This window comes from Agarivorans sp. DSG3-1, from assembly GCF_046774965.1.
Classification (GTDB): Bacteria; Pseudomonadota; Gammaproteobacteria; order Enterobacterales; family Celerinatantimonadaceae; genus Agarivorans.
The window spans coordinates 2,606,489-2,629,300 of record NZ_CP177241.1 but is presented as its reverse complement, the minus strand read 5'-3'; the positions used below and the strand labels follow the sequence as shown (position 1 = coordinate 2,629,300).

Annotated in this window: 28 protein-coding genes; 18 read left to right on the top strand and 10 right to left on the bottom strand. The window is 43.1% G+C overall.

The window, feature by feature from the left end; translation table 11 throughout:
• Positions 1-27: 27 nt before the first annotated feature.
• On the top strand, positions 28-786 hold the full coding sequence (gene cysZ / locus ACLD71_RS12280; RefSeq protein WP_137674969.1) for a sulfate transporter CysZ: 759 nt from the start codon (positions 28-30) through the stop codon (positions 784-786).
• A gap of 1 nt (position 787) precedes the next feature.
• On the top strand, positions 788-1,084 hold the full coding sequence (locus ACLD71_RS12275; protein ID WP_137674968.1) for a hypothetical protein: 297 nt from the start codon (positions 788-790) through the stop codon (positions 1,082-1,084).
• Here the strand turns inward: ACLD71_RS12275 and ACLD71_RS12270 are convergent.
• Entirely contained in the window at positions 1,081-2,556 is a 1,476-nt protein-coding gene (locus tag ACLD71_RS12270) for an HD-GYP domain-containing protein (protein WP_137674967.1), read from the bottom strand. The two genes, ACLD71_RS12275 and ACLD71_RS12270, sit on opposite strands and share 4 nt — an antisense overlap.
• Positions 2,557-2,848: 292 nt before the next feature.
• Between ACLD71_RS12270 and cysK the strand changes: the two genes are divergently transcribed.
• The 9 genes from cysK (at position 2,849) to ACLD71_RS12225 (ending at position 10,071) form a co-directional block, all read left to right on the top strand.
• Entirely contained in the window at positions 2,849-3,817 is a 969-nt protein-coding gene (gene cysK, locus ACLD71_RS12265) for a cysteine synthase A (protein ID WP_303516685.1), read from the top strand.
• 418 nt (positions 3,818-4,235) lie between these two features.
• Positions 4,236-4,493 carry an HPr family phosphocarrier protein gene (locus tag ACLD71_RS12260; protein ID WP_137674965.1) on the top strand — a complete coding sequence of 86 codons (258 nt, stop codon included), beginning with the start codon at positions 4,236-4,238 and terminating at the stop codon, positions 4,491-4,493.
• A 47-nt stretch (positions 4,494-4,540) separates the two neighbouring features.
• Positions 4,541-6,268, top strand: coding sequence for a phosphoenolpyruvate-protein phosphotransferase PtsI (ptsI, locus tag ACLD71_RS12255; protein WP_303516683.1), 1,728 nt, complete (start codon positions 4,541-4,543; stop codon positions 6,266-6,268).
• 44 nt (positions 6,269-6,312) lie between these two features.
• Positions 6,313-6,822 (top strand): PTS glucose transporter subunit IIA, encoded by a 510-nt coding sequence (gene crr, locus ACLD71_RS12250; protein WP_137674963.1) that lies wholly within the window; start codon positions 6,313-6,315, stop codon positions 6,820-6,822.
• Positions 6,823-6,976: 154 nt separating this feature from the next.
• On the top strand, positions 6,977-7,342 hold the full coding sequence (locus ACLD71_RS12245) for an ArsC family reductase (protein ID WP_137674962.1): 366 nt from the start codon (positions 6,977-6,979) through the stop codon (positions 7,340-7,342).
• Positions 7,343-7,347: 5 nt separating this feature from the next.
• Positions 7,348-8,484 (top strand): succinyl-diaminopimelate desuccinylase, encoded by a 1,137-nt coding sequence (dapE, locus tag ACLD71_RS12240; protein WP_137674961.1) that lies wholly within the window; start codon positions 7,348-7,350, stop codon positions 8,482-8,484.
• The gene (locus ACLD71_RS12235) at positions 8,484-9,173 is read left to right on the top strand and encodes a M15 family metallopeptidase (RefSeq protein WP_411990878.1); all 690 of its coding nucleotides are present in this window, start codon (positions 8,484-8,486) and stop codon (positions 9,171-9,173) included. The genes dapE and ACLD71_RS12235 overlap by 1 nt, the downstream gene beginning before the upstream one ends.
• Positions 9,173-9,874, top strand: a complete 702-nt coding sequence (locus ACLD71_RS12230) for a hypothetical protein (protein ID WP_411990877.1) — start codon at positions 9,173-9,175, stop codon at positions 9,872-9,874. The genes ACLD71_RS12235 and ACLD71_RS12230 overlap by 1 nt, the downstream gene beginning before the upstream one ends.
• A gap of 26 nt (positions 9,875-9,900) precedes the next feature.
• Positions 9,901-10,071, top strand: coding sequence for a DUF2897 family protein (locus ACLD71_RS12225; RefSeq protein WP_137674958.1), 171 nt, complete (start codon positions 9,901-9,903; stop codon positions 10,069-10,071).
• A gap of 177 nt (positions 10,072-10,248) precedes the next feature.
• Here the strand turns inward: ACLD71_RS12225 and ACLD71_RS12220 are convergent, their stop codons facing one another.
• Together ACLD71_RS12220 and bamC are read right to left on the bottom strand one after the other, a co-directional pair.
• Positions 10,249-10,614 (bottom strand): hypothetical protein, encoded by a 366-nt coding sequence (locus ACLD71_RS12220; RefSeq protein ID WP_411990876.1) that lies wholly within the window; start codon positions 10,612-10,614, stop codon positions 10,249-10,251.
• A gap of 218 nt (positions 10,615-10,832) precedes the next feature.
• On the bottom strand, positions 10,833-12,020 hold the full coding sequence (bamC, locus tag ACLD71_RS12215; protein WP_411990875.1) for an outer membrane protein assembly factor BamC: 1,188 nt from the start codon (positions 12,018-12,020) through the stop codon (positions 10,833-10,835).
• A 234-nt stretch (positions 12,021-12,254) separates the two neighbouring features.
• On the opposite strand from bamC, the gene ACLD71_RS12210 reads away from it, so the two are divergent.
• Complete coding sequence (locus ACLD71_RS12210; protein WP_137674955.1) at positions 12,255-12,782, top strand: glycine cleavage system protein R; 528 nt, start codon at positions 12,255-12,257, stop codon at positions 12,780-12,782.
• A 24-nt stretch (positions 12,783-12,806) separates the two neighbouring features.
• On the top strand, positions 12,807-13,271 hold the full coding sequence (bcp, locus tag ACLD71_RS12205) for a thioredoxin-dependent thiol peroxidase (protein ID WP_137674954.1): 465 nt from the start codon (positions 12,807-12,809) through the stop codon (positions 13,269-13,271).
• Between the two features lie 10 nt (positions 13,272-13,281).
• Here bcp and ACLD71_RS12200 read toward each other — a convergent pair whose 3' ends face one another.
• Together ACLD71_RS12200 and ACLD71_RS12195 are read right to left on the bottom strand one after the other, a co-directional pair.
• Entirely contained in the window at positions 13,282-14,364 is a 1,083-nt protein-coding gene (locus ACLD71_RS12200) for an AI-2E family transporter (protein WP_137674953.1), read from the bottom strand.
• A 10-nt stretch (positions 14,365-14,374) separates the two neighbouring features.
• Positions 14,375-14,602 (bottom strand): sulfurtransferase TusA family protein, encoded by a 228-nt coding sequence (locus ACLD71_RS12195; RefSeq protein ID WP_411990874.1) that lies wholly within the window; start codon positions 14,600-14,602, stop codon positions 14,375-14,377.
• A 129-nt stretch (positions 14,603-14,731) separates the two neighbouring features.
• Between ACLD71_RS12195 and ACLD71_RS12190 the strand changes: the two genes are divergently transcribed.
• The 3 genes from ACLD71_RS12190 to ACLD71_RS12180 are packed head-to-tail and all read left to right on the top strand — an operon-like array spanning position 14,732 to position 16,931.
• On the top strand, positions 14,732-16,171 hold the full coding sequence (locus ACLD71_RS12190; RefSeq protein WP_137674951.1) for a M48 family metalloprotease: 1,440 nt from the start codon (positions 14,732-14,734) through the stop codon (positions 16,169-16,171).
• Positions 16,172-16,192: 21 nt separating this feature from the next.
• Positions 16,193-16,543 (top strand): arsenate reductase (glutaredoxin), encoded by a 351-nt coding sequence (gene arsC, locus ACLD71_RS12185; RefSeq protein WP_137674950.1) that lies wholly within the window; start codon positions 16,193-16,195, stop codon positions 16,541-16,543.
• Positions 16,536-16,931: a DUF2069 domain-containing protein gene (locus ACLD71_RS12180; RefSeq protein WP_137674949.1), complete on the top strand. Its 396-nt coding sequence runs from the start codon at positions 16,536-16,538 to the stop codon at positions 16,929-16,931. Before arsC ends, ACLD71_RS12180 begins: the two co-directional genes overlap by 8 nt.
• Here the strand turns inward: ACLD71_RS12180 and hda are convergent.
• The 3 genes from hda to upp form a co-directional block, all read right to left on the bottom strand.
• The gene (gene hda, locus ACLD71_RS12175; protein ID WP_137674948.1) at positions 16,928-17,632 is read right to left on the bottom strand and encodes a DnaA inactivator Hda; all 705 of its coding nucleotides are present in this window, start codon (positions 17,630-17,632) and stop codon (positions 16,928-16,930) included. The genes ACLD71_RS12180 and hda overlap by 4 nt on opposite strands.
• A 71-nt stretch (positions 17,633-17,703) precedes the next feature.
• Positions 17,704-18,699 carry a DUF2066 domain-containing protein gene (locus tag ACLD71_RS12170; protein WP_411990873.1) on the bottom strand — a complete coding sequence of 332 codons (996 nt, stop codon included), beginning with the start codon at positions 18,697-18,699 and terminating at the stop codon, positions 17,704-17,706.
• A 42-nt stretch (positions 18,700-18,741) separates the two neighbouring features.
• Complete coding sequence (gene upp, locus ACLD71_RS12165) at positions 18,742-19,368, bottom strand: uracil phosphoribosyltransferase (RefSeq protein ID WP_137674946.1); 627 nt, start codon at positions 19,366-19,368, stop codon at positions 18,742-18,744.
• 173 nt (positions 19,369-19,541) lie between these two features.
• Between upp and purM the strand changes: the two genes are divergently transcribed.
• Both purM and purN read left to right on the top strand, forming a co-directional pair.
• Positions 19,542-20,582, top strand: a complete 1,041-nt coding sequence (purM, locus tag ACLD71_RS12160) for a phosphoribosylformylglycinamidine cyclo-ligase (protein WP_137674945.1) — start codon at positions 19,542-19,544, stop codon at positions 20,580-20,582.
• An 8-nt stretch (positions 20,583-20,590) separates the two neighbouring features.
• Positions 20,591-21,232 carry a phosphoribosylglycinamide formyltransferase gene (purN, locus tag ACLD71_RS12155; protein ID WP_137674944.1) on the top strand — a complete coding sequence of 214 codons (642 nt, stop codon included), beginning with the start codon at positions 20,591-20,593 and terminating at the stop codon, positions 21,230-21,232.
• A 24-nt stretch (positions 21,233-21,256) separates the two neighbouring features.
• On the opposite strand, the gene ACLD71_RS12150 is transcribed toward purN, so the two are convergent.
• Together ACLD71_RS12150 and lpcA are read right to left on the bottom strand one after the other, a co-directional pair.
• On the bottom strand, positions 21,257-22,021 hold the full coding sequence (locus ACLD71_RS12150; protein WP_411990872.1) for a class II glutamine amidotransferase: 765 nt from the start codon (positions 22,019-22,021) through the stop codon (positions 21,257-21,259).
• A gap of 38 nt (positions 22,022-22,059) precedes the next feature.
• Positions 22,060-22,635, bottom strand: a complete 576-nt coding sequence (lpcA, locus tag ACLD71_RS12145; RefSeq protein WP_137674942.1) for a D-sedoheptulose 7-phosphate isomerase — start codon at positions 22,633-22,635, stop codon at positions 22,060-22,062.
• Between the last annotated feature and the right edge of the window lie 177 nt (positions 22,636-22,812).

The following is a 22,812-nucleotide window of genomic DNA, read 5'->3' as shown; positions in this document are numbered from 1 at the left end:
TCCATAAACAAACGAGGGATCACAACAATGACGCAGAGTTCGCTAGCCTCTCGCAGCGGAATTTCATACATCGCACAAGGTTTTCAATTAATTACTCAACCCGGTTTGCGACTATTTGTAATGATTCCCCTGTTAGCTAACATCTTGTTATTTGGTGGCGCGTTTGTCTTTTTGTACCAACAGCTCGGTGGCTGGGTACAACAAATAATGGATTACCTACCAAGCTGGTTAGATTGGTTAAGTTGGTTAATTTGGCCAAGCGCCATAATTGCGATTTTAATGGTGTTTGGTTTTACCTTTAGCATTATTGGTAACTGGATAGCCGCGCCGTTTAACGGTTTACTGGCCGAAAAAGTAGAATTACACCTAAGCGGCAAAAAAGTTGACGATATGTCTTTCGTTGATTTAATCAAAGACTTACCGCGAATTTTCTCTCGTGAATTGCAAAAACTATGGTACTGGCTCCCTAAAGCACTTGGGCTGCTATTGTTGTTTTTAATCCCTGCGATTGGCCAAACCGTCGCACCTGTTTTGTGGTTTTTATTTACCGCCTGGATGATGAGTATCCAGTACATTGATTATCCTTTTGATAACCATCGCATTCCCTTCGACACAATGCGTGACCATCTGAAACAGGATCGAATTCGTAACAGTGGTTTTGGAGCGATCGTTTTATTTTGTAGTACCGTACCTTTATTAAATTTAATTATTATGCCGGTAGCCGTATGTGGTGCCACTGCGATTTGGGTTGATGTTTATCGCAAGCAGCTGGTTGAGGAAAAATAACATGAAAGCAAAATCATTTTTATTATCAGGCCTGTTGTTAAGCCTAAGTGTACTGGGCACACACTCTGTAATGGCTAACACTGTCTTACAAAAAATATCTTACGGCGACGCCAAAGAGATGAACTTAAGTAAAGTGGCGCAAAAAACCTTTTTAAGTGAGTTAGATTTAGATCTTGCAGAAAAAGACGCCGTGGAATGGGCCGCCACGCTAAACGCGACCCACTACTCCGTGTACACCGTAGAGCGTAGCCCAAAACGGGACCGTTACCGGGTGTCTATAGTGGTTTACACCGACTAAGCTGCTTGTCCTGGTTTGTCTTGGTACTGAGCAGCAATCCCTACAAATTGCTGCTCGCAACGGCAAAACGCCTCTACCACTGCTGGGTCAAAATGCTTGCCCTTGCCTTCCAATATTATTTGCTTAGCCTTCTCGTGAGAAAACGCAGGCTTGTACACCCGCTTACTGATTAAGGCATCGTATACATCGGCTAAGGCCATTAATCGCGCACTTAGCGGTATATCACTGCCTGCAGCTCCATGCGGGTAGCCGCTACCATCCCATTTCTCGTGGTGAGATAAAGCAATTTCTTTAGCAAACTTTAAAAACGCCGCATCTTCACTGCCAAAATGACGCTCAGCTTCAGCCAATGCATTAGCGCCTATTTGTGGATGCTGGCGCATAACCAACCATTGCTCATCGTCTAACTTGCCAGGTTTCAGCAAAATCGCATCAGGGATCCCTACCTTGCCAATGTCGTGCAAGGGTGCAGATTTATAAATCAATTCTATATTTTGCTCTGTGAGTAGCTCAACAAACCCTGGCTGGTGTTTCAGTTCTTCGGCTAAAGCTTTCACGTAATATTGAGTACGCAAAATATGGGCGCCGGTTTCGTTGTCACGGGTTTCCGCCAACGAAGCAAGGCTGTGAATAGCAATATCACGAGTTTGATGCAAAGAATGGGTGCTGCGCTGCAAGCTGCTAATCATAGTGTTGGTACGCTGAGCAATAATGCCAAACTCATCGTTACTGCTAACGGTAACTTGCGTATCCAGTTGACCATTTTGGACCATCGCTAAGCTGTTATTTTGATTCTCTAATAACCGCTGTAAGTTTCTTGAGTAAGAAAAAATCACTCTAATAACGTAAGCCATTACCACCGCCAATACAAAGGCTAACTCAGTAACAATGTATCGCTGAGCAAGCGGCAGGGGGTAGCGCTCGCTGCCCACCATAACCAGCCACTCCAAATCTTTATTAATCACCAAAAAGATAACACCCGCTAAAACAAAGGCACTGCTTATTGCAAATACTGAAAGCTTTCTCCCCACAGCAAAGCCCTGTGCCTGAATGGCCAAGTGTTGCTGCGTTTCCTCTAACTCTAAGGCTATTTGCCATTCTTTAAGTAACGCCAAATCGGCAGCGATATAGAAACCCAATGCGCTTAAGCCCATGATTACTTTTAAGTTTGACTCCCAAGGAGGTTCAAACATTAGGCTGTTATACGTCACCACTATCACGCTAATGAACATGAATAAGGCCAGATCGAGTTTAAATTGAGCCGCTACTTGTAACTCTTTGGCTTTTCTCTCAATCCGCAAACAGAAAATACGGCGTAATAACAAGGTAAACATAAAGCCCAGCACGATAGGTAACAACAATTGCAACGGGGTTTGTGCTTCTAAAAAAGGGCACACTTGAATGCCATAAATAGAAAACAATACCAATGCCACAATCCAATGTTTGCTAGCTAATCGAGCGACTTTAACCATTTAGCTTTGCCCTTTTGTCTACGTTAATTCCATGTTCGCTATAGGTTTATACTATAACTAATTTTAATACGTGCTAGAAAAACTCGCCCGACAACTCACTTATTTAGCGTCACAAAAAGTAAACATGTCTGTGCATCAGGGCATATCAATTTATCTCTTAATTACATAACGTTATAAATAAACGTTACTTCCCCTTCGCAAATCGCGCGTTATGCTAGTAATAACAGTGATGCTGCTTAGTGCTAATAACCACTGATTGTAGCAAGCGTATTAACCTAAAAAGGACGTTTCAATGAGTAAGATTTATGAAGACAATTCCCTGACTATCGGTCGTACTCCGCTAGTTCGCCTTAATCGTGTAAGTAAAGGCAACGTATTAGCTAAAGTAGAAAGCCGTAACCCAAGCTTCAGTGTTAAGTGTCGTATTGGCGCAAACCTAGTATGGGATGCAGAGAAAAAAGGCTTGTTGGGTCCAGGTAAAGAAATCATTGAACCAACTAGCGGTAACACCGGTATTGCACTTGCGTTTGTTGCTGCGTCTCGCGGTTACCCAATTACCCTAACCATGCCTAACACCATGAGCCTAGAACGCCGTAAGTTACTGAAAGCACTTGGTGCCAACTTAGTATTGACTGAAGGCGCTAAAGGTATGAAAGGCGCTATTGGCAAAGCTGAAGAAATTCGCGATGGCAACCCAGAAAAATATGTTTTACTGGGCCAATTTGATAACCCAGCTAACCCAGAGATCCACGAAAAAACCACAGGCCCAGAAATTTGGGAAGATACCGATGGTGAGATTGACGTATTTGTAGCCGGTGTTGGTACGGGTGGCACTATTACAGGTGTTAGCCGTTACATTAAGCTAGAGCAAGGTAAAAACATTACTTCTGTTGCTGTTGAACCAGTAGATTCACCGGTAATTGCTCAAGCTAAAGCGGGTGAAGACTTAACGCCTGGTCCACATAAAATCCAAGGTATTGGTGCAGGTTTCATCCCTGGTAACCTAGATTTGGAAATGGTTGACGTGGTTGAGCAAGTCACCAATGAAGACGCGATTGCAATGGCTCAGCGCTTAATGGAAGAAGAAGGCATTTTGGCTGGTATCTCTTCTGGTGCGGCAGTTGTAGCAGCGAATCGCATTGCTGAAAAACCAGAGTATGCAGATAAAAACATCGTTGTTATTCTGCCAAGTTCTGGCGAGCGCTACCTATCAAGTGCTTTGTTTGCTGACACCTTTACTGAACAAGAGAACGTTCAGTAAATATTTCTCAAAGCAAGCGATAAAAAGCGATCCTGTGATGGGTCGCTTTTTTTTTGCAAGAGAAACTTTATTTCCATAGAAAATTAACCAAGACGACTTGTGCAACAAAAACGCAAAAACTATACTCAAAACCGCTGAAAACTGAGCTTTACAATGTATCTGTTTGTAACAAAAGGTATCAAAATAGATACATTGTTCACTTCGACAAATTAGTATAAATACAATAATTACATATACTTAATAGCTAACAAGCTATGTAATTTAACGTAACACAGTACAACTTAGCCTGAAAATTTGACGCAGGTTAAACTTATCGCTCGCGATATGCGTTATTTTTTTCACGAAAACGTTTTACTAATAAACGTCTAAGCTTATATCAATCTTTAGACGACATAATTTAAATTTGAGGAATGTTCGTATGTTTGAGAAAAGTGTTGTTATCACTGCAGAAAATGGTCTTCATACTCGCCCTGCGGCTCAATTCGTTAAAGAAGCCAAAGCATTTTCTAGCGACATCGTAGTAGAAAGCAATGGTAAATCTGCAAGCGCTAAAAGCTTGTTCAAACTACAAACCCTAGGCCTAACTAAAGGCACTAGCGTTGTTATTCGTGCTGAAGGTGAAGACGAAACAGCAGCCGTTGAAAAGCTAGTTGCGTTAATGGATGAACTTGAATAAGTCTTTTTTACAATCCTTTAACAAGTTCAACTAAATAGGTGTAGGTTATGATTTCAGGTATTCTGGCATCTCCAGGAATTTCATTTGGTAAAGCACTATTACTTGCTGAGCAAGCAGTAGTTATTAATCAAGCAAAGATCGATGCAGCGCAAGTAGACAGCGAAGTACAACGCTTTTTCGACGGCAGAAACAAAACGTCGGCGCAGCTCGAAGAAATTAAACAAATGGCAGGTAAAACCTTCGGCGAAGAGAAAGAAGCTATCTTCGAAGGCCATATCATGTTGTTAGAAGATGAAGAGCTTGAAGAAGAAATTCTAGCCTGCATCAAAGACAATTTGGCTAGTGCAGACAAAGCCGCTCACACCATTATTGAGCAAAATGCGCAAATGCTAGCCGAATTAGATGACCCCTATTTAAAAGAGCGTGCGACCGACTTCCGCGATATTGGTTCGCGTTTAGTTAAAAACATTCTCGGTATCGAAATCGTGTCGCTTAGCACTATCACTGAAGAAGTGGTATTGGTAGCTAATGATTTAACGCCGTCTGAAACAGCACAAATAAACCTCGATAAAGTGCTGGGTTTTGTTACCGATATCGGCGGACGAACTTCGCACACCTCAATCATGGCTCGCTCATTAGAGTTACCCGCAATTGTGGGTACTAACGATATTACTCAGCAAGTGAAAAATGGCGACATTATTGCGTTAGACGCCATCAATAACGAAGTAGTAATTAATCCCAGCGATGAACAGTTAGCCACTTATAAGCAGCGCCAGCAAGCCTACTTGGATGAGAAAGCTGAGTTAGCCAAGTTAAAAGACTTACCGGCGATCTCTTTAGACGGTCACCAAATAGAAGTATGTGCCAACATTGGTACCATTAAAGATGTAGACGGTGCACATCGCAACGGTTCAGAAGGTGTTGGTCTTTACCGCACAGAGTTCTTGTTTATGGACCGCGATTCTCTGCCAACTGAAGATGAGCAGTTTGAAGCATACAAAGCCGTTGTAGAAGCAATGCAAGGCCACCCTGTTATTATCCGTACTATGGATATTGGTGGCGACAAAGATCTGCCTTACTTAGATCTTCCAAAAGAAATGAACCCATTCCTGGGCTGGCGCGCCATTCGTATCTTTTTCGACCGTGAAGAGATTATGAACGCACAGTTGCGTGCGCTGCTTCGCGCCTCTGCGTTTGGTAAAGTGCGTATTATGTTCCCGATGATTGTGTCGGTTGAAGAAATCCGCAAACTTAACGGCGTACTAGATACCCTTAAAGCTGATCTTCGCCAAGCAGGTATTGCTTACGATGAAGACGTTGAAGTGGGTGTAATGGTTGAAACACCAGCAGCTGCAGCTATTGCTCACCATTTAATTAAGGAAGTAGACTTCTTTAGTATTGGAACCAACGACTTAACTCAGTACACTCTAGCGGTTGACCGAGGTAACGAACTTATTTCTGCGCTATACAACCCAATGTCTCCAGCGGTGTTAACTCTGATTAAACAGGTTATCGACGCGTCTCATGCTGCAGGCAAGTGGACAGGCATGTGTGGTGAATTAGCCGGTGATGAAACCGCTACTTTGTTATTAATGGGTATGGGACTGGATGAATTTTCAATGAGTGCCATTTCTATACCTCGGATCAAAAAACTGATCCGTAATTCAAATTATGCTGAAGTGAAGCAATTAGCCGACCAAGCATTAGCGCTGCCTACAGCCGCTGAGATTGAAACGTTAGTTGACACTTTTGTTAAACAAAATTCCGTCTGTTAAGATAGTTGCAACTGCACAATACATAAGAATTTAGGAGCGCCACAATGGGTCTATTCGACAAATTCAAGAAAATGGTTTCAGATGATAGTTCAAGCAAAAGCGGTATCGATATTATCGCCCCACTATCTGGCGAAATTGTTCCTATTGAAGAAGTGCCTGATGTAGTATTTGCTGAAAAAATCGTTGGTGATGGCATCGCGATTAAACCTACCGGCAACAAAATGGTTGCACCTTGTGATGGGACCATTGGTAAAATTTTCGAAACTAACCATGCATTTTCGTTGGAATCAACTGACGGTATCGAGATGTTCGTTCACTTTGGTATTGATACAGTTGAGCTGAAAGGCGAAGGTTTCACCCGTATCGCATCTGAAGGTCAAGACGTTAAACAAGGTGATGTTATCATCGAGTTTGATTTAGCCTTGCTAGAAGAAAAAGCAAAATCAACGCTGACTCCAGTGGTAATCTCTAACATGGATGAGATTAAAGAGTTAGTGAAAAAATCAGGCTCTGTCACCATTGCCGAAACGCCAGTACTTACTATTATTAAGTAAGCGCTCGCTACTGTTAAAAACCACGCTTAATTGCGTGGTTTTTTTTGCCTTAAATTTACCGATGTTAATTTATTTCCCCGCTTAAACTTAATTGCCCAATGAGCTTTACTGCTAGCTCTGGTATTCTTAGCCAAAATATAAAAAGGGAACTTACATGTCAGCGTCTAATATCGTCATGTTCGGCATCCCCAACTGCGACACAATAAAAAAAGCCCGCCGTTGGTTAAGCGAACACAACATCGAATTTACCTTCCACGACTACCGTAAAGACGGAGTCACTAAACAACAAATTGGCCAGTGGTGCAAACTGTTGGGTTGGGAAGCTGTACTCAATAAACGCGGTACCACTTACCGACAACTAAGTGATGAGCAAAAAGCGGGTTTAGACGAAAGCGCTGCGATTGATCTACTAGAGCAGTTTCCGGCAATGATAAAACGCCCCTTGCTGCAAGTAGAGCAAAATTTCACTCTAGGCTTTAAAGCCGATCTTTACCAACAACTCTTTTTTCCGGAAGCGTAATTTACATGTCTGATAGCCCCGTTTTACATTTAGCCAAAGATCTCATCAGCCGTCCATCAGTGACCCCTGAAGATTGTGATTGCCAAAAATTGATGGCTGACCGCCTAAGCCCTGCAGGTTTTAACATCGAAGAAATGGTATTTGAAGATACCACCAATATGTGGGCGCGCAGAGGCAACACTGGCCCGCTATTTTGCTTTGCTGGCCACACAGATGTAGTACCACCCGGCCCTGCAGAAAAATGGCATACCCCCCCTTTTGAGCCAACGGTTATTGATGGCGTATTACATGGCCGCGGTGCAGCAGATATGAAAGGTTCGCTAGCCGCAATGGTTGTTGCTACCGAACGATTTGTAGCAGATTACCCCGATCATATAGGCTCTATCGCTTTCTTGATTACGTCTGATGAAGAAGGGCCATTTATCAATGGAACTACCCGCGTGGTAGACACATTAATGGCGCGTAACGAAATTATTGATATGTGTTTAGTAGGCGAGCCTTCTTCTACTCATCGCGTAGGTGATGTTGTTAAAAATGGCCGTCGTGGCTCACTCACTGGTGATATTACGGTTAAGGGTATTCAAGGCCATGTTGCCTATCCTCATTTGGCTAAAAACCCGATTCATGATGCGGCGCCAGCTTTGGCTGAACTCGCGGCAATGCACTGGGATAACGGTAACCAATTTTTCCCACCTACCAGTTTTCAAATTGCCAACATTCACTCGGGTACCGGTGCTTCAAACGTTATTCCAGGCGAATTAGACGTACAATTTAACTTCCGCTATTCAACTGAGCTTACCGACCAAGACATTGTGAAGCGTGTACATAATATCTTTGATAGCCACGGTTTAGATTACCAACTTGATTGGACCTATAACGGCCAACCTTTTTTAACTGAAGAAGGTGACTTTCTAACAGCAGTTAGCGAAGCGGTAACTAAAGTAGCTAAAACAGCGCCCGAGTTACTCACCACTGGTGGTACCTCAGATGGTCGATTCATTGCAAAAATGGGTACTCAAGTGGTAGAGCTTGGGCCAATTAACGCCACCATTCATAAAGTCAACGAGTGCGTAAAAGTAGCTGATTTAGAACAGCTTACAGACATGTACTACGAGCTTTTAGTTAATGTACTAGGCAAATAATGAGCAATGCGTCTAAGCACTTAGGTCTTTACGGACTAAGTAAGGACTTAATGCAGAATGAACCTACTTTAGGCTGGGTTCATTGTGCAGTGCTAGATAGCTTGCAAAGTTTAATTGAAGCTGCGAAACAAGATGGCTTTAACTTATGCATTTTTAGCGGCTATAGAGACTTCCATAGGCAATTGCTTATTTGGAATAACAAGTGGAATGGTTTACGCCCGATACTTGATAAAGATAGCCAAGCCTTAAACTTGGCTAGTTTAAGCGACGAGCAAAAAATGCATGCCATTTTACGCTGGTCGGCTTTGCCTGGCACCAGTCGTCACCACTGGGGTTGTGATTTTGATTTTTACGACCCTGATTTGCTGGCACCTAACCAATCTTTAAGCTTGATACCTCAAGAGTATACTCTTGGTGGTAGCCAGTACCCTTTAGCATTATGGCTAGAAAAGCATGCTGCGGAATACGGTTTCTTTTATCCCTATCGGCAATTTCAAGGCGGCGTAGAATTTGAGCCTTGGCATTTAAGCCACCAGCAAACCAGTGCCGCATTCCTCAAAGACTTAAATGCTGAGACAGCACTCAGTCACTTACAAGCGGCTGACGCTGCTGGCCTTAACACCATCAAACTTCATATAGATAACATATTTAGCCAATATGTTACTAACATCTGTTCACCGGAGAACTAATGCCCAGTTTGTACTCAACCTTATTTGTTAGCTTGGTAAGCAGTTCAGCCTTAGCTTTTTTATTGCTTATGTTAGTGCTGCATAAAGGCGAACTCTGCCCAGGACAAACCGGCCGTATCCAACGCCAATTAAGTACCTTAGTGAGCTTTATTACTTTAGCGGCCTTAAGTGGTTATGAAAGCCAGCAAGCTATTGGTTTAGTGGTATTAGTATTTATCAGTGCATTTTTAGGCTGGGTCTTGAGTTTTAAGCTCAATAAACTGAAACATAAGCGTAGCTTGCCACTCACCTATTGGTGGGCAATGGGGGCTCCGCTATTATTAAGTGCAGCTTACATACTAAGTCAACATGCCTTAATGGTATTTAGCTTTACTGCTTGTGCTGTGGCAATGGCCAACTGGCTAATGGTTAAGGCTAAACATCGACTCACCAGTTTCGACAAATTGCTTCCATTTGTAGGTTTAGCTGCAACAATGGTAAGTCTGATTTGCGTTTGTATATACTTACTCACCAGTGGCCAGCTTGATGAAAATAGCACTTTGGTCAAACAGTTTGTAATAATGAGTACGCTATTACTGGCTGCAACCCTATTGTGGTTAGTGCCCTTATTTAAGAAATCACCACCACCCGCACAATTATTGTTAGTCGTAACGGTGCTTAGCTTTATATCCAGTGTAAACTTACACAAAATAGTAGCTTGATTGAGCGATTAGCAAAGGCGGCCTAAATGAGTACCCCATATGTTATTTTGATCATTGTATTAGTGCTCGGTTTTATTGCTGGAAACATCATGATGTTGAGGCATATGGGCAGCTTTAACATCACTCCAGAGCTACGTAAAAAGATCGAACAAAACAACCGTAAAGCTGACTTAAGAGAAGAACAAGACGAACAGTAAACTGACTGTTTAGACAGCCCGCCTTGATTTGCTCTGATGTTAATTCCTATCGATACAGGCTGCTGCGCTTAAATCGAATAATCAAAAGCAAGATACCTAGAGAAGCTCTAGATGCCAAGTAACCTATATCAACATGGTGTAATCAGAGTCACGTTGATGCCGACATAAAAGTTGAACTTAAGGTTGAGCTTTTACCGCGTCCTCGTAAATTTTCCTGGCTTTGATAGAGCCAGCTTGCTCTGCATCTTGAACAAATCTTAATGCCTTTTGATGATCTCCATCGGCAACCGCTTGCACAATAAGCTGCTCAAACATAGCGTCTACTTCTGGCTCGATACTCGACATATATACATCACTGGTATCGGCATTTGCGCCGATAGTATCAACACTAGAGTGACTGGGCTCAACCTCTTGAATTAGGCCACTTTGCTCTTGGCTTAATGGTTGCTGACCTTCAGGGGCATTGCTAGCTCCCTTATGTTGACTATTACTACACGCACTTAACGCGAGTAAAATACTAACCGCTAAAATTGCTTTCATCATTGTACCTCCATATACAGTATGACTCGCAGAGCTTGGTCTTTAACTTCAGCTACGACTTAATTACCAAGAATAAGTGCCACACTAAGAAACAAAAAGAATTTTACTGTTCGATAGAGCTGTAAAGTAAAAACAATAATTTACAAAAAAGCTCATACTCAGTATAAGAAAAAAGGTCCCATGTGGGACCTTTTTTGTTTCGGCTTAATCGACTAGTGTTATTAGCGTGACAAGCTATCGCTGGTATCAATGCCCATCTTCATTAGAATCGCTAGATAAGGATATAAGGCTTTAACCTCACCTGGTTTAAGCACCACTCCTTCAGCATCTGCTAAGGTAATTTGCGTAACATTACCGTTAGACCCCACAGTGAATAAATAATCTTTCTCTTCAAACTCCATGGTAGTTAGACCATAGGTTTCTAATATTTGCTCTGGAGGACGCTCGTAAGTGAGGTATAAGCTACCTGAGTTTGCGATGTAGTCGGTGATGGTAAAACCAGCCAATGGCAATACTAAACGCAAACGCTTCATGGTTTTTTCCATGTCTGCGCGCGCTTTAAAGTAAGAGGCTCCACTATCGTTAACCAAAACCAAGCTTACGGTTTCGTCGAATAGCTGCTCTTTTTCAGTTTCACTCATTGCGGCAATACGAGTTTGCTCGCGCTGCTCGGCTAATTGGGCTTCTAACTCTTCGCGACGGTCATTTACGTAGCCAATTAAACGATTAAGTTCAACCACAGCCAAACGCTGTTTATCAAAATCATCAAGCTCTAGTGCTTCATCGTTACCGTCTCGATAAATTTCACCATCGATAAAGCTAACGCGTAAACCAGCAGTTCGACCATGCGGTTTAACTTCTAACTGGTAAGTAAACTTTTGACGTTGTTCCATTACCGTATCGCTAGAAAAAAGCCACCAGTTACCTTCAACCGTTTCGCGGTCAACCAACCAATCAGAGGCAATAAAAGCTTGTTGATCATTTCGTTGAACAACCGTTGATTTACGGTAAGCAATGTAGTCACTAATGGTTTGCATCATGGTGGATTGGGTTTCAACGGCTGATTCTGCTTGTAAAATATCAAACCAAAAAATCAGCCCATCATCCGTATCTTCAATACGACTCCCAGCAATAAGCGGAATAACCTGCACCGGCGCACGTACATCAACTTCTCGACCAAACAGCTCTTCACTGTCGGGTTTAGGTTCAGGGATTACAAATTCAGAACTATATTCAGGAGGGTTAACGCCCGCGGGAATAGCTAAAGGCTCTACTTGAGTGGCCTCTAAGTAATCAAAATTACGTTCGGCTTGGCGATTTTTTTCACCGGAACTTGAGCACGCGGCAAGGGTGGCCACTAGGCTGCCAAAAAACACGACTTTCATCGTTTGAAAAGAAACTAGTTGCATATCCCACTACATTTACAAACTAAAACATGAACTGGTAAACGGTTTCGTCCAGCGAAAACTATCCAGAGTAAGGGCGCTATACTACTTAGCCACTTTCATAAACACAAGGCGAAAACCGTAAGGGCTTGATACAAACTCCGCTTTTAATACTCCCTCAGTTCTTATCCGCTAGAAATCCCTTCTTTAAGCAAGTATCCTGAGATTCTAAATCTTGCAAAGCATACAAAAAAGAATATGAGTCAGTACCTTGTAGTTACAGCGGTTGGTAGCAACCGCCCGGGCATTGTAAATCAATTAACCCAATTGGTTTCAGGTTGTGGCTGTAATATTGTAGACAGTCGTATGGCCTTGTTTGGCTCCGAGTTCACCCTCATTATGCTGGTATCTGGTACGCATAACGCGATTGTGCAAATAGAAACTCACTTGCCAGTAACTGCACTTGAGCTGCAATTGCTCACAGTAATGAAGAAAACATCGCGCCATACACTGATCGATTATTCTCATGCCGCCGTTTTGCAACTGACCTTACCCGACGCTACTGGCGTGATTAGCAAAGTGACCCAGTTTATTAGCGATCACAATATGAGCATGGTGGGCTTAAAGTCCAATCTTTTTACCGAGAAAGGATTGGAAATGCTTCATGCTGAATTTGAAGTAAAGCTAAATCAAGAGCATCAACCGAATATTATTGAACAAGAATTTGCTCAATTGTGCCAAGAGTTAGGCAGCCAACAATTCGACCTGCAATTTTTGTCAAACTAAGCATCATTAAACAAGGAACCTTCGATGAACACATTGACGGCCGGAGCAGCAGCACCGCAATTTGACCTAGCAAACCAAGATGAGAAGCGCATTAAGCTTAGTGACTACGCGGGTAAAAAAGTATTAGTCTATTTTTACCCTAAAGCCTTAACGCCAGGCTGTACCACTCAAGCCTGCGGTTTACGAGACAGTATTGAACAACTTAAAGATGCCAATACTGTGGTATTTGGAGTGAGCCCAGATCCAGTAAAACGCTTACCCAAGTTTATTGAAAAACATCAACTCAACTTCGATTTACTCTCTGATGAAGACCATGCGGTAGCTGATCAGTTTGGCGTTTGGGGCCTCAAAAAGTTTATGGGCAAAGAGTATGACGGTATTCACCGAATCAGCTTTTTAATTGATGAGCAAGGCAAGATTGAGCACGTGTTTAACAAATTCAAAACTAAAGAGCACCACCAAGTAGTGCTCGATTATTTAGCTGGTTAAGCTTATTCATTTAAGGTTGAGGAAGCTCTTCCTCAACTTCTTCAACTTTTTCATGCGGCCATGCATTCATCACTGCTTTTACTAATGTAGCCAGTGGAATGGCAAAAAATACGCCCCAAAACCCCCACAAACCACCAAAAACCAATACCGCTACAATAATGGCCAAAGGATGCAGGTTAACCGCTTCAGAGAAAAGAATCGGTACTAATACGTTACCGTCAATGGTTTGGATAATCCCATAAGCCAAAATTAGGTAGCCAAACTGCGGGCTTAAACCCCACTGAAACAAACCAACCATCGCCACAGGTAGCGTTACCGCAAACGCGCCAATGAAAGGAATCAGAACTGACAGCCCCACTAACACACCGAGTAATGCCGAGTAACGTAAATCCATCACCGCAAATACAATATAGCTGGTACCGCCCACGACGAGGATCTCTATAGCTTTACCACGAATATAGTTAATCACTTGGCCATTCATCTCTGACCACACTTGGGTTAACAAGCGACGGTCGTTAGGTAAGAAACGAGTCACACTGCTTAACAGTACTTTTTTATCGCTCAGCATAAAAAACACCATTAATGGCACTAACACGCTGTAAACCAACACGGTTGCTAAATTAACAATTGAAGAAAAAGAAGACTGTAGAACCTGCTCTCCCATGCCCATTAGCCGAGTTCGTACATTATCGACAACACTTTCTACCAATGCTCCATCAATAAACTCTGGATATTGCTGCGGCAAAGACTCTAACCACTGCTGGCTGCTATTAAGCATTACCGGGTATTCGGCCACTAGGTTCATACCTTGGCTCCACACTGTGGGTAGCACTCGTAGCACAGTAAAAGTAGCAATCAGGAAGAACACCAATAGTACCAAGGCCGTCGCCAATCCACGCCTAAAGCCATGGCTCGCCAAATAACTTACAGGCCAATCCAATAAATAAGCCAAAACCAATGCAATTAGTAACGGTGCGAGCAAGTTGCCAAAAAAGTACAAAAGCACAAAGCCAATGACTAATACTAAGGCCATGGCCACCGCTTCCGGATCAGAGAACATGCGGTGGTACCAGTTTGATAAGACTTTAAACATAGTTACAGCTTTAATCCTTTAAGGGTTGGACAGTAATGGTGACACTAAAGCGATGTTCGTTTTGCTCAATAGTTACAGCATGCCCTAGTCGACGAAAATACTTGGGGATATCACTACGCGATCCACTATCACCTAACAACAATTGTATTTGGTCACCAATTTGAGCCCGTTTAAGCCAAAGCTTACTCTCCAATAACGGATAGGGACACTGGTGTTCTTTGAAATCGAGGCAAAGCATTTGTAATAATTACCATAAAATAACAATGCCATTATTACAGGCTATTGTTCAGGACTCAATTTATAGCTTTTGAATAACAAACAAAATCGGGGTATTCTCGCGATACATATGGAAAGTTATCGGAAATCAATGACGCGTCTCGCCCAGTTTCTTATGGCAAGCATACTATTTTGCTATGCCCCGCTCATGTCAGCCAATAATCAATTACCAGAAATCGGTACTGCTGGGGCATCGGCGCTCACCATCGATAAAGAAATTATCTACGGCAATGCCTATATGCGCATTATTCGCGCCAGTAGCCGTATGACCAACGACCCTGTATTGTCCGAATATGTCACTGAGTTAGGTAATCAACTGGTTGCTAAAGCTGATGCCGTACGTACCCCATTTAACTTTTTTTTAGTTACCGACAACGAAATTAACGCTGCGGCCTTTCTTGGCGGCTACGTGAAAATTCATACGGGTTTGTTTTTATACGCCGCAACCGAAAGTGAATTTGCCTCTGTTATTGCTCACGAAATAGCTCACGTTACTCAGCGCCATATTGCGCGCAGTATTGAAAACCAAGCGGCAGCACAAAACCTTTCAATGGCAGGTATGCTAGGCTCATTATTGTTGGGCTTAGCTAACCCCGTAGCAGGTATTGCAGCATTGCAAGCCACCATGGCAGCGGGCGTACAAAACTCAATAAACTATACCCGTGCAAATGAGTTTGAGGCAGACCGCATCGGCTTAAGAACCTTAGCAAAGGCCGGTTACGATCCAAGTGGTATGGGAAACTTTTTCGGTAAGCTGTCAGAAAAGTATCGCTATGCCAGCAAGCCACCACAAATGTTAATTACTCACCCTCTTCCAGAAACGCGAGTAAGTGAAGCCCGAGCACGCGCTAATCAATACCCTAATCGATATGTTGCGCCCTCCCTGTCTTTTCAATTGGCTAAGTCACGAATTATTGTTCGTCACGGCACATTGTCGCCTGCTGACGCCCTTGAGTACTACCAACGGGTTATTCAGCGAAAAGAATACCGGATTGAAGACGCAGCGCTTTACGGTAAATCCCTGGCATTATTTGGAATGGGAAAATACCAAGAATCAAAAACGGTTATTGATGATCTCGCCAAGCGTCATCCAGACAACTTATTTATTATCGATACACAAACTGATATCGACCTAGCGCTTAAACAATACGATTCTGCCATTAAGCGGCTTAAAGTAGCGCAAACTCGTTACCCTAATAACCAAGTCATTGTACTTAACCTTGCTCATGCTTACAGCGAAAACGGTAAGTTTGAAGATGGCGCAAAAACCCTTGACCGCTATTTACGCGAGAAGCCTAACGACGCTCTTGGATGGGGTGAATTAAGCCGTACTCAGCGAAGACTAAATAACTTAGCTGCTAGTCATACGGCGCAGGCAGAGTACTTATCATTACATTCAGATTATCGGCGTGCCATTGATGAGCTACACAGCGCCTATAACCTGACTAAAAATAATCTCGAACAAGCGCGCATTCAGGCGAGAATCGAACAATTCAAACTTGCTGAGCAAGAACTAGAAGCGCTCAACTAAGTTGTTACCAAAGGATTAACCATGTCTAACATTAAAATATTGCATAACCCTCGCTGCTCTAAAAGCCGCCAAACACTACAACTATTGCAAGAAAAAGGTATTGAGCCAGAGGTGGTGCTTTATCTCACAACGCCGCCGAGCGAAGTTGAGATCAACGATATTCTTAAGATGCTGCAGCTTGAGCCTCGCCAACTAATGCGCACAAAAGACGATTTGTACAAAGAGCTTAACTTGGCCGACGCCTCGCTGACTCCTGCGCAACTAGTCGCTGCAATGCATTCAAACCCTAAGCTTATTGAGCGCCCAATTGTAATCAACCAAGGCCAAGCACGCATTGGTCGTCCACCAGAGCAGGTACTTGAGATTGTCTAAATTTAGCACTGCACAACTGCTGATTTTAGCGAAAGGATCATATCTGGCCTTATTGGCTTGGGTGTTAATGTGGCATTTGTGGCTTTCCCCACCCGTCGACATTAGCCTTGGCTTAATGCTGGCATTTTGGGTGGTGCCATTGTTATTTCCACTAAAAGGAATACTCGCCGGTAAGCCTTACACCTATGCTTGGAGTTGCTTTGTATTGCTGCTCTACGTATTGCATAGCACAACCTTATTGGTTGTCTCTGAGAGTGAGCGCTGGTTAGCTGCGGTTGAGTTAGTATTGGTATTAGCAGCCTTTTGGTTTGGCTTACAATACGCAAAACATAAAGGCAAAGAGTTAGGCATCGGCTTAAAAAAGCTAAAAGATAAGTCGCCGGATTAAAGTTCGAGGATTTCTTTTACAAACGGTACGGTAAGTTTGCGCTGTGCGGTAATCGACGCTTGATCGAGCAGATCAAGCTTGGTTAATAATGTAGGCATATCTCGCGACAAACGCTTTAATAAAAAGCGCGCCACTTCTAACGGCATTTTTAAGCCACGTAGTTCAGCACGTAGCTGCAAGGCACTCAGTTTTTGCTCGTCATCCAACTCATGTAACTTGTAGGTAACGCCCCAGTTTAAACGCGATTGTAAATCGGCTAAACCAAAGGAAAGCTGTGGCGCAGGCGCATTGGCGGTAACAATCAAACGAGTTGTAGAAGCCAATTCTTTACGACGATTATAAAAATCAAAAATCGCTTCTTCCCAAGCATCAATACCAACAATCGCATCAATGTTATCTAAGCATACTAAGGCCATGCTCTCTAAACCTTCCAGCATTTGCGGAGACATTGCCGCATGGAGGTCTAAAGGTAAGTAAGCACTCGCCGCGCCGACATCTGCCATTTCGGTACAGCTAGCATGCAGTAAATGAGTTCTACCCGAACCTTCACTGCCCCACAAATAGAGCATCCTCTCGCCTTTATCTAAAGCAAGATTTCGCAGTGCACTTAATAACTGTTGATTATCGCCCGGGTAAAAACTCACCAAGGTTTCATCATCAGGTAAATGTACAGGAAGTGATAATTGCGGGGAAAATGTCAAAGTGTTAAATCAAAGCTGATACAAAAACTTGATGCATTGTACCAGCTCATTATTAAGATGAAAAATGTTTGCTATTGGAAGTAGTAGTACTTGGCTCTTAATTCATCAGCCTGAAGCCTTGGCGCGATATCTAAAGAGGCCTGTAAGTCTTCCCAAGGGCTTAATAACTGAACTTCGAAAGTAAAAATGTCGTGCTGAACATGATGCAGGGTTACGCTTGCTACACTAGGCTGCTGGTTAAGGAAACGTTCTAGCTCAACATACTTGTTGATACTTGTTACATTTGCAAAACTCACTAAGCTTGCTTCAGCTTCACCCTCACCAAGCACTACGCCATAACGTGCAGCCAAACTCGCGCTCACTGCACTCATTGCTTCTGCGCCTACTTGCTCAAGCGACGCCTGTACTTGGCCACTATCTAATTGCACTTGGCTAGTACCGTCAAGTAAGCGCCATTGAATTTGCCAACTTTGACCTTGAGGATATTGTCTAAAGCTTAATATTAATGGCGTTGCGTAGCGCTCACTCGCGGTGTACAGCGGGCCATCAAAGCCCCCCCATACATCATTTACGTTAACCGCCATGCTGTCTTCTAAGTCCATCACAGGTAAGCGAATAGGCAAACCTAATAACTGAGCTTGTTGGCGACTTTGTTGCAGCCACTCTTGCTGAGAGCTGTCTGCCAGTAAATCACGATTAAAGTTTTGCTCATTGGCATACCACAAAATAATGTTTGGACGTTGTTTACCCCACAAACGCAGCTGAGCTTGCATCAATAACTGATTAACTTTGCTCTCGTTAAACAGCACCGAAATAATGTCATCGCCAAAAGAAAACTGTTGTATATAAGGGTTAATATTACCCTTTGCTTTCGCCACTAAAGCATTTGAGCTACTAATAGCATCTCCAGTTAAGCGCAGCATTAACAATTCAAAAGCGTGTTGCTGATCTTGCTTGTTATCACCAGTAGCGCTTGCTTCAATTCGGTACAAATCGCTTTGCTGCGCAGCACTCACGGGGAAAAACACAAAGGCCAAACTCAGTATTAACAACCACTTTTTAATCACTACACTCTCCTAGAGATTTAATTTCTATAAAACGATGGGACCTTATTTGGTACCAAAGATTTTATCGCCAGCATCACCTAATCCTGGAAGGATGTAGCCTTGCTCGTTTAGCTTTTCATCAATTGATGCAGTATACAAGACCAAATCAGGGTGTGCAGCTTCTAACGCTTTTAAACCTTCTGGTGCTGCTACTAAAACCAATACCACAATGTCTTTACAACCTTGATCTTTCAATAGGTCAATGGTGGCAATCATAGAGCCACCAGTGGCCAACATAGGATCAACCACAATCGCTAAACGCTCATCAATTTGGCCTACAAGTTTATGAAAGTAAGGAACAGGCTCAAGTGTTTCTTCATCACGGTAAATACCTACTACACTGGTTTTAGCTGAAGGCATGTGCTCCAGAACACCGTCCATCATGCCAAGGCCGGCGCGCAAAATAGGCACTACCGTAGCCTTTTTACCTTTAATTTGCTCAACCGTTACAGGGCCATTCCAACCCGCAATGGTTACGTCTTCTATCTCTAGGTTTGCTGTAGCTTCGTAAGTGAGTAGAGCCGATACTTCTCTAGCCAATTCACGAAAACGCTTAGTGCTAATATCTGCTTCGCGCATTAGACCAATTTTATGACGCACTAAGGGATGTTTTACTTCAACAACTTTCATCTCTATTCCTTTGAATTACCGAATTGTGAGCCGCTAGTTTAAATCAGGCTCAATGGGGATATGTTAGCAAATATCAACAAAATGTCTTAGTTATCGTTTAATACTGTTCCAGCGACGCTAAGACTGCTAAAATATCGCGAAATTTTTTTCCATGTTCGTTGCAAGGTAATCCCGTGACTAAACAAAACACCCCTCTAAGTTATAAAGATGCTGGCGTTGATATCGAAGCTGGTAATGCATTAGTTGAACGTATTAAGAGTGTAAGTAAACGTACGCAGCGCCCTGAAGTAATGGGTGGATTAGGAGGCTTTGGTGCACTTTGTCAATTGCCAACTGGTTACAAAGAACCTGTATTGGTAGCTGGCACCGACGGTGTAGGCACTAAATTGCGTCTTGCATTAGATTTGGAAAAACACGACACCGTTGGTATCGACTTGGTAGCAATGTGTGTAAACGACCTTATTGTACAAGGTGCAGAGCCGTTATTTTTCCTTGATTACTACGCGACCGGTAAGCTAGAAGTAGATACTGCAGCAGACGTAGTGAAAGGTATTGGCCAAGGTTGTGAGCAATCTGGCTGTGCTTTAATTGGTGGCGAAACGGCTGAAATGCCAGGCATGTACCATGGCGATGACTACGACATTGCAGGTTTCTGTGTAGGTGTAGTAGAGAAAGCCGACATTATCGATGGAACCAAAGTCGCTGCGGGTGACGCACTTATCGCTTTAGCGTCTAGCGGTCCGCACTCAAACGGTTACTCGTTAATTCGTAAAATCCTAGAAGTATCAAATGCCGACCCTAAACAAGTATTAGGCGACAGCACCTTAGGTGAAACACTATTAACTCCTACCAAAATTTACGTTAAATCGGTACTGGCTTTGCTTAAGCAATGTGAAGTACACGCTTTATCACACATTACTGGCGGCGGTTTCTGGGAAAACATCCCACGCGTATTGCCAGCAGGTGCTAAAGCGGTAGTTGATGAAAACAGCTGGCAGTGGCCAGAAGTGTTCAATTGGTTACAAGAAAACGGCAACGTTGCACGTGAAGAAATGTACCGCACCTTTAACTGTGGTGTAGGTATGGTAATCGCCCTACCAGAAGCAGAAGTTGAAGCCGCACTAGCCTTATTGGCCGAGCATGGCGAATCTGCATGGAAAATTGGCCACATTGAAAATGTCGCTGAAGGTGAAGGCCAAGTAGAATTTAAATAGGATTATTAATGGCTGGCAACATTGTTGTATTAATTTCAGGTTCAGGGACTAACCTGCAAGCCATTATTGATGCCTGTAAAGAGGGGCGTATTAACGCCTCTATTTCTGCGGTAATAAGCAACAAGGCCGATGCATTCGGCCTTGAGCGTGCCAAGCAGGCAGCAATTAACACGGTAGTTGTAAACCCTAAACAATATAGTGACCGCGAAAGCTACGATATTGCCCTAGCCGAAGCCATTGAACAGCAACAAGCTGATTTAATTGTAATGGCGGGTTTTATGCGTATTTTAAGTCCACATTTTGTGGAGCGTTTCGCCGGAAAAATGCTGAATATCCACCCTTCATTACTGCCTAAGTACCAAGGCTTACATACCCATCAGCGCGCCATTGATGCTAAAGACCAAGAACACGGTTGTAGCGTACACTTTGTAACAGCAGAGTTAGACGGCGGCCCGGTAGTACTGCAAGCTAAAGTGCCAGTATTTGAAGAAGATAGTGCAGATGACCTAGCCGATAGAGTGCAAGTTCAAGAACATGCTATTTATCCATTAGTGGTAAATTGGTTTATCGAGCAGCGCTTAGTCATGCAAGGTGATTACGCCGAACTCGACGGCCAGCAGTTACCCAGCAGCGGTTACGCAGATAATTAATAAAAGCGCCAATTGGCGCTTTTTTTATTGCAGCTCCCCATCTTTAAACAATACATAAGAACCGCTAGTAATCTTTTGCCATTGTTCGTTATTGGTTAAAGGTTGAGTGGCGATCATCGTCACCACGTCATTGGGCGTGGTTTCTTTATAAAAGTCGATAGTGACATCAGCATCTGCGAGTTGGGCTTCACCAAAAGGTGCGCGTCGCGTAATCCAGTGTAAATTTGTTGAACAATACGCCATCACAAACTCACCGTTACTTAACAGCATATTAAATACGCCTTTGTCGCGTAACTGGTCAGCTAAACTTGCCACAAACTTAAACATTGCCGCCATATTGGCTGGCTTACGTGGATACTTAATTCGTAATTGCTCTAATAGCCAACAAAAAGCGCGCTCACTATCGGTATCGCCCACTGGGCGATAAAAGCCGGTATCAAGTTGCTTATACCCTTTCAGCTGGCCATTGTGCGCATAAGTCCAATTCTGTCCCCAAAGCTCTCGCGTGAAAGGATGAGTATTTTCCAGCGATACACAGCCACGGTTGGCTTGGCGAATATGACCGATAACCGCTTGGCTTTTAATGGGAAACGCTTGTACCAACTCAGCAACTTTTGATTGGCAACTCGGTGCAGGATCTTTAAAACTGCGACAGCCTTTGCCCTCGTAAAAAGTAATACCCCAGCCGTCAACATGTGGGCCTGTCACTCCACCACGTTGTACTAAACCAGTAAAAGAAAAACAAATATCGGTAGGAACGTTTGCACTCATTCCTAGTAACTCACACATACTACAACTCGCTCGTTAAATTCTTTAAGGACAATTGCCTACTCAGCCATATACTTTTCAATTAACTGGATCAGAATATGAATCACTTTAATGTGAATCTCTTGAATTCGGTCCGCAAAACCAAAATGCGGTACGCGAATTTCTACGTCGGCTTGGCCAGCCATTTTTCCGCCATCTTTGCCTGACAGAATAATAACTTTCATGCCTTTTGTTTTAGCCATTTCAATCGCTTTAACAATATTGCCAGAGTTACCACTGGTGCTTATCCCAAATAGTACATCTCCAGGTTGGCCTAAACCTTCTAGATAGCGCGAAAATACAAATTCGTAACCGTAATCATTACTCACACATGACAAATGACTTGGATCAGAGATAGCAATGGCAGGGTACGCCGGACGGTTTTCTCGGTATCGGCCAGTAAGCTCTTCGGCAAAATGCATTGCATCACAATGCGAGCCGCCGTTACCACACGCAAGCACTTTACCTTGCTGTTTAAAACTATCTGCCAGCATGCGGGCTGCTTGCTCAATAGCATCAATATTTTTTTCATCGGCAATAAATGCGTTTAATACCGTGGCAGCTTCTTGTAACTCTTCAACAATCAGTTTTTTCATCTAGGTTATCCCTTAGGGGGCAAGGCGTGTTAATTCCCACACTATAACGCTTTTTTTGCCGTTGATCAGCGCTGAAATCAAGCTCAAACAATAATTTGTTAACTAAACAATACGCCAAGCTAAATGTTGAATATTTGTGAATAGCTTGAATTTTATTAACCAATGCGTTACAAATAC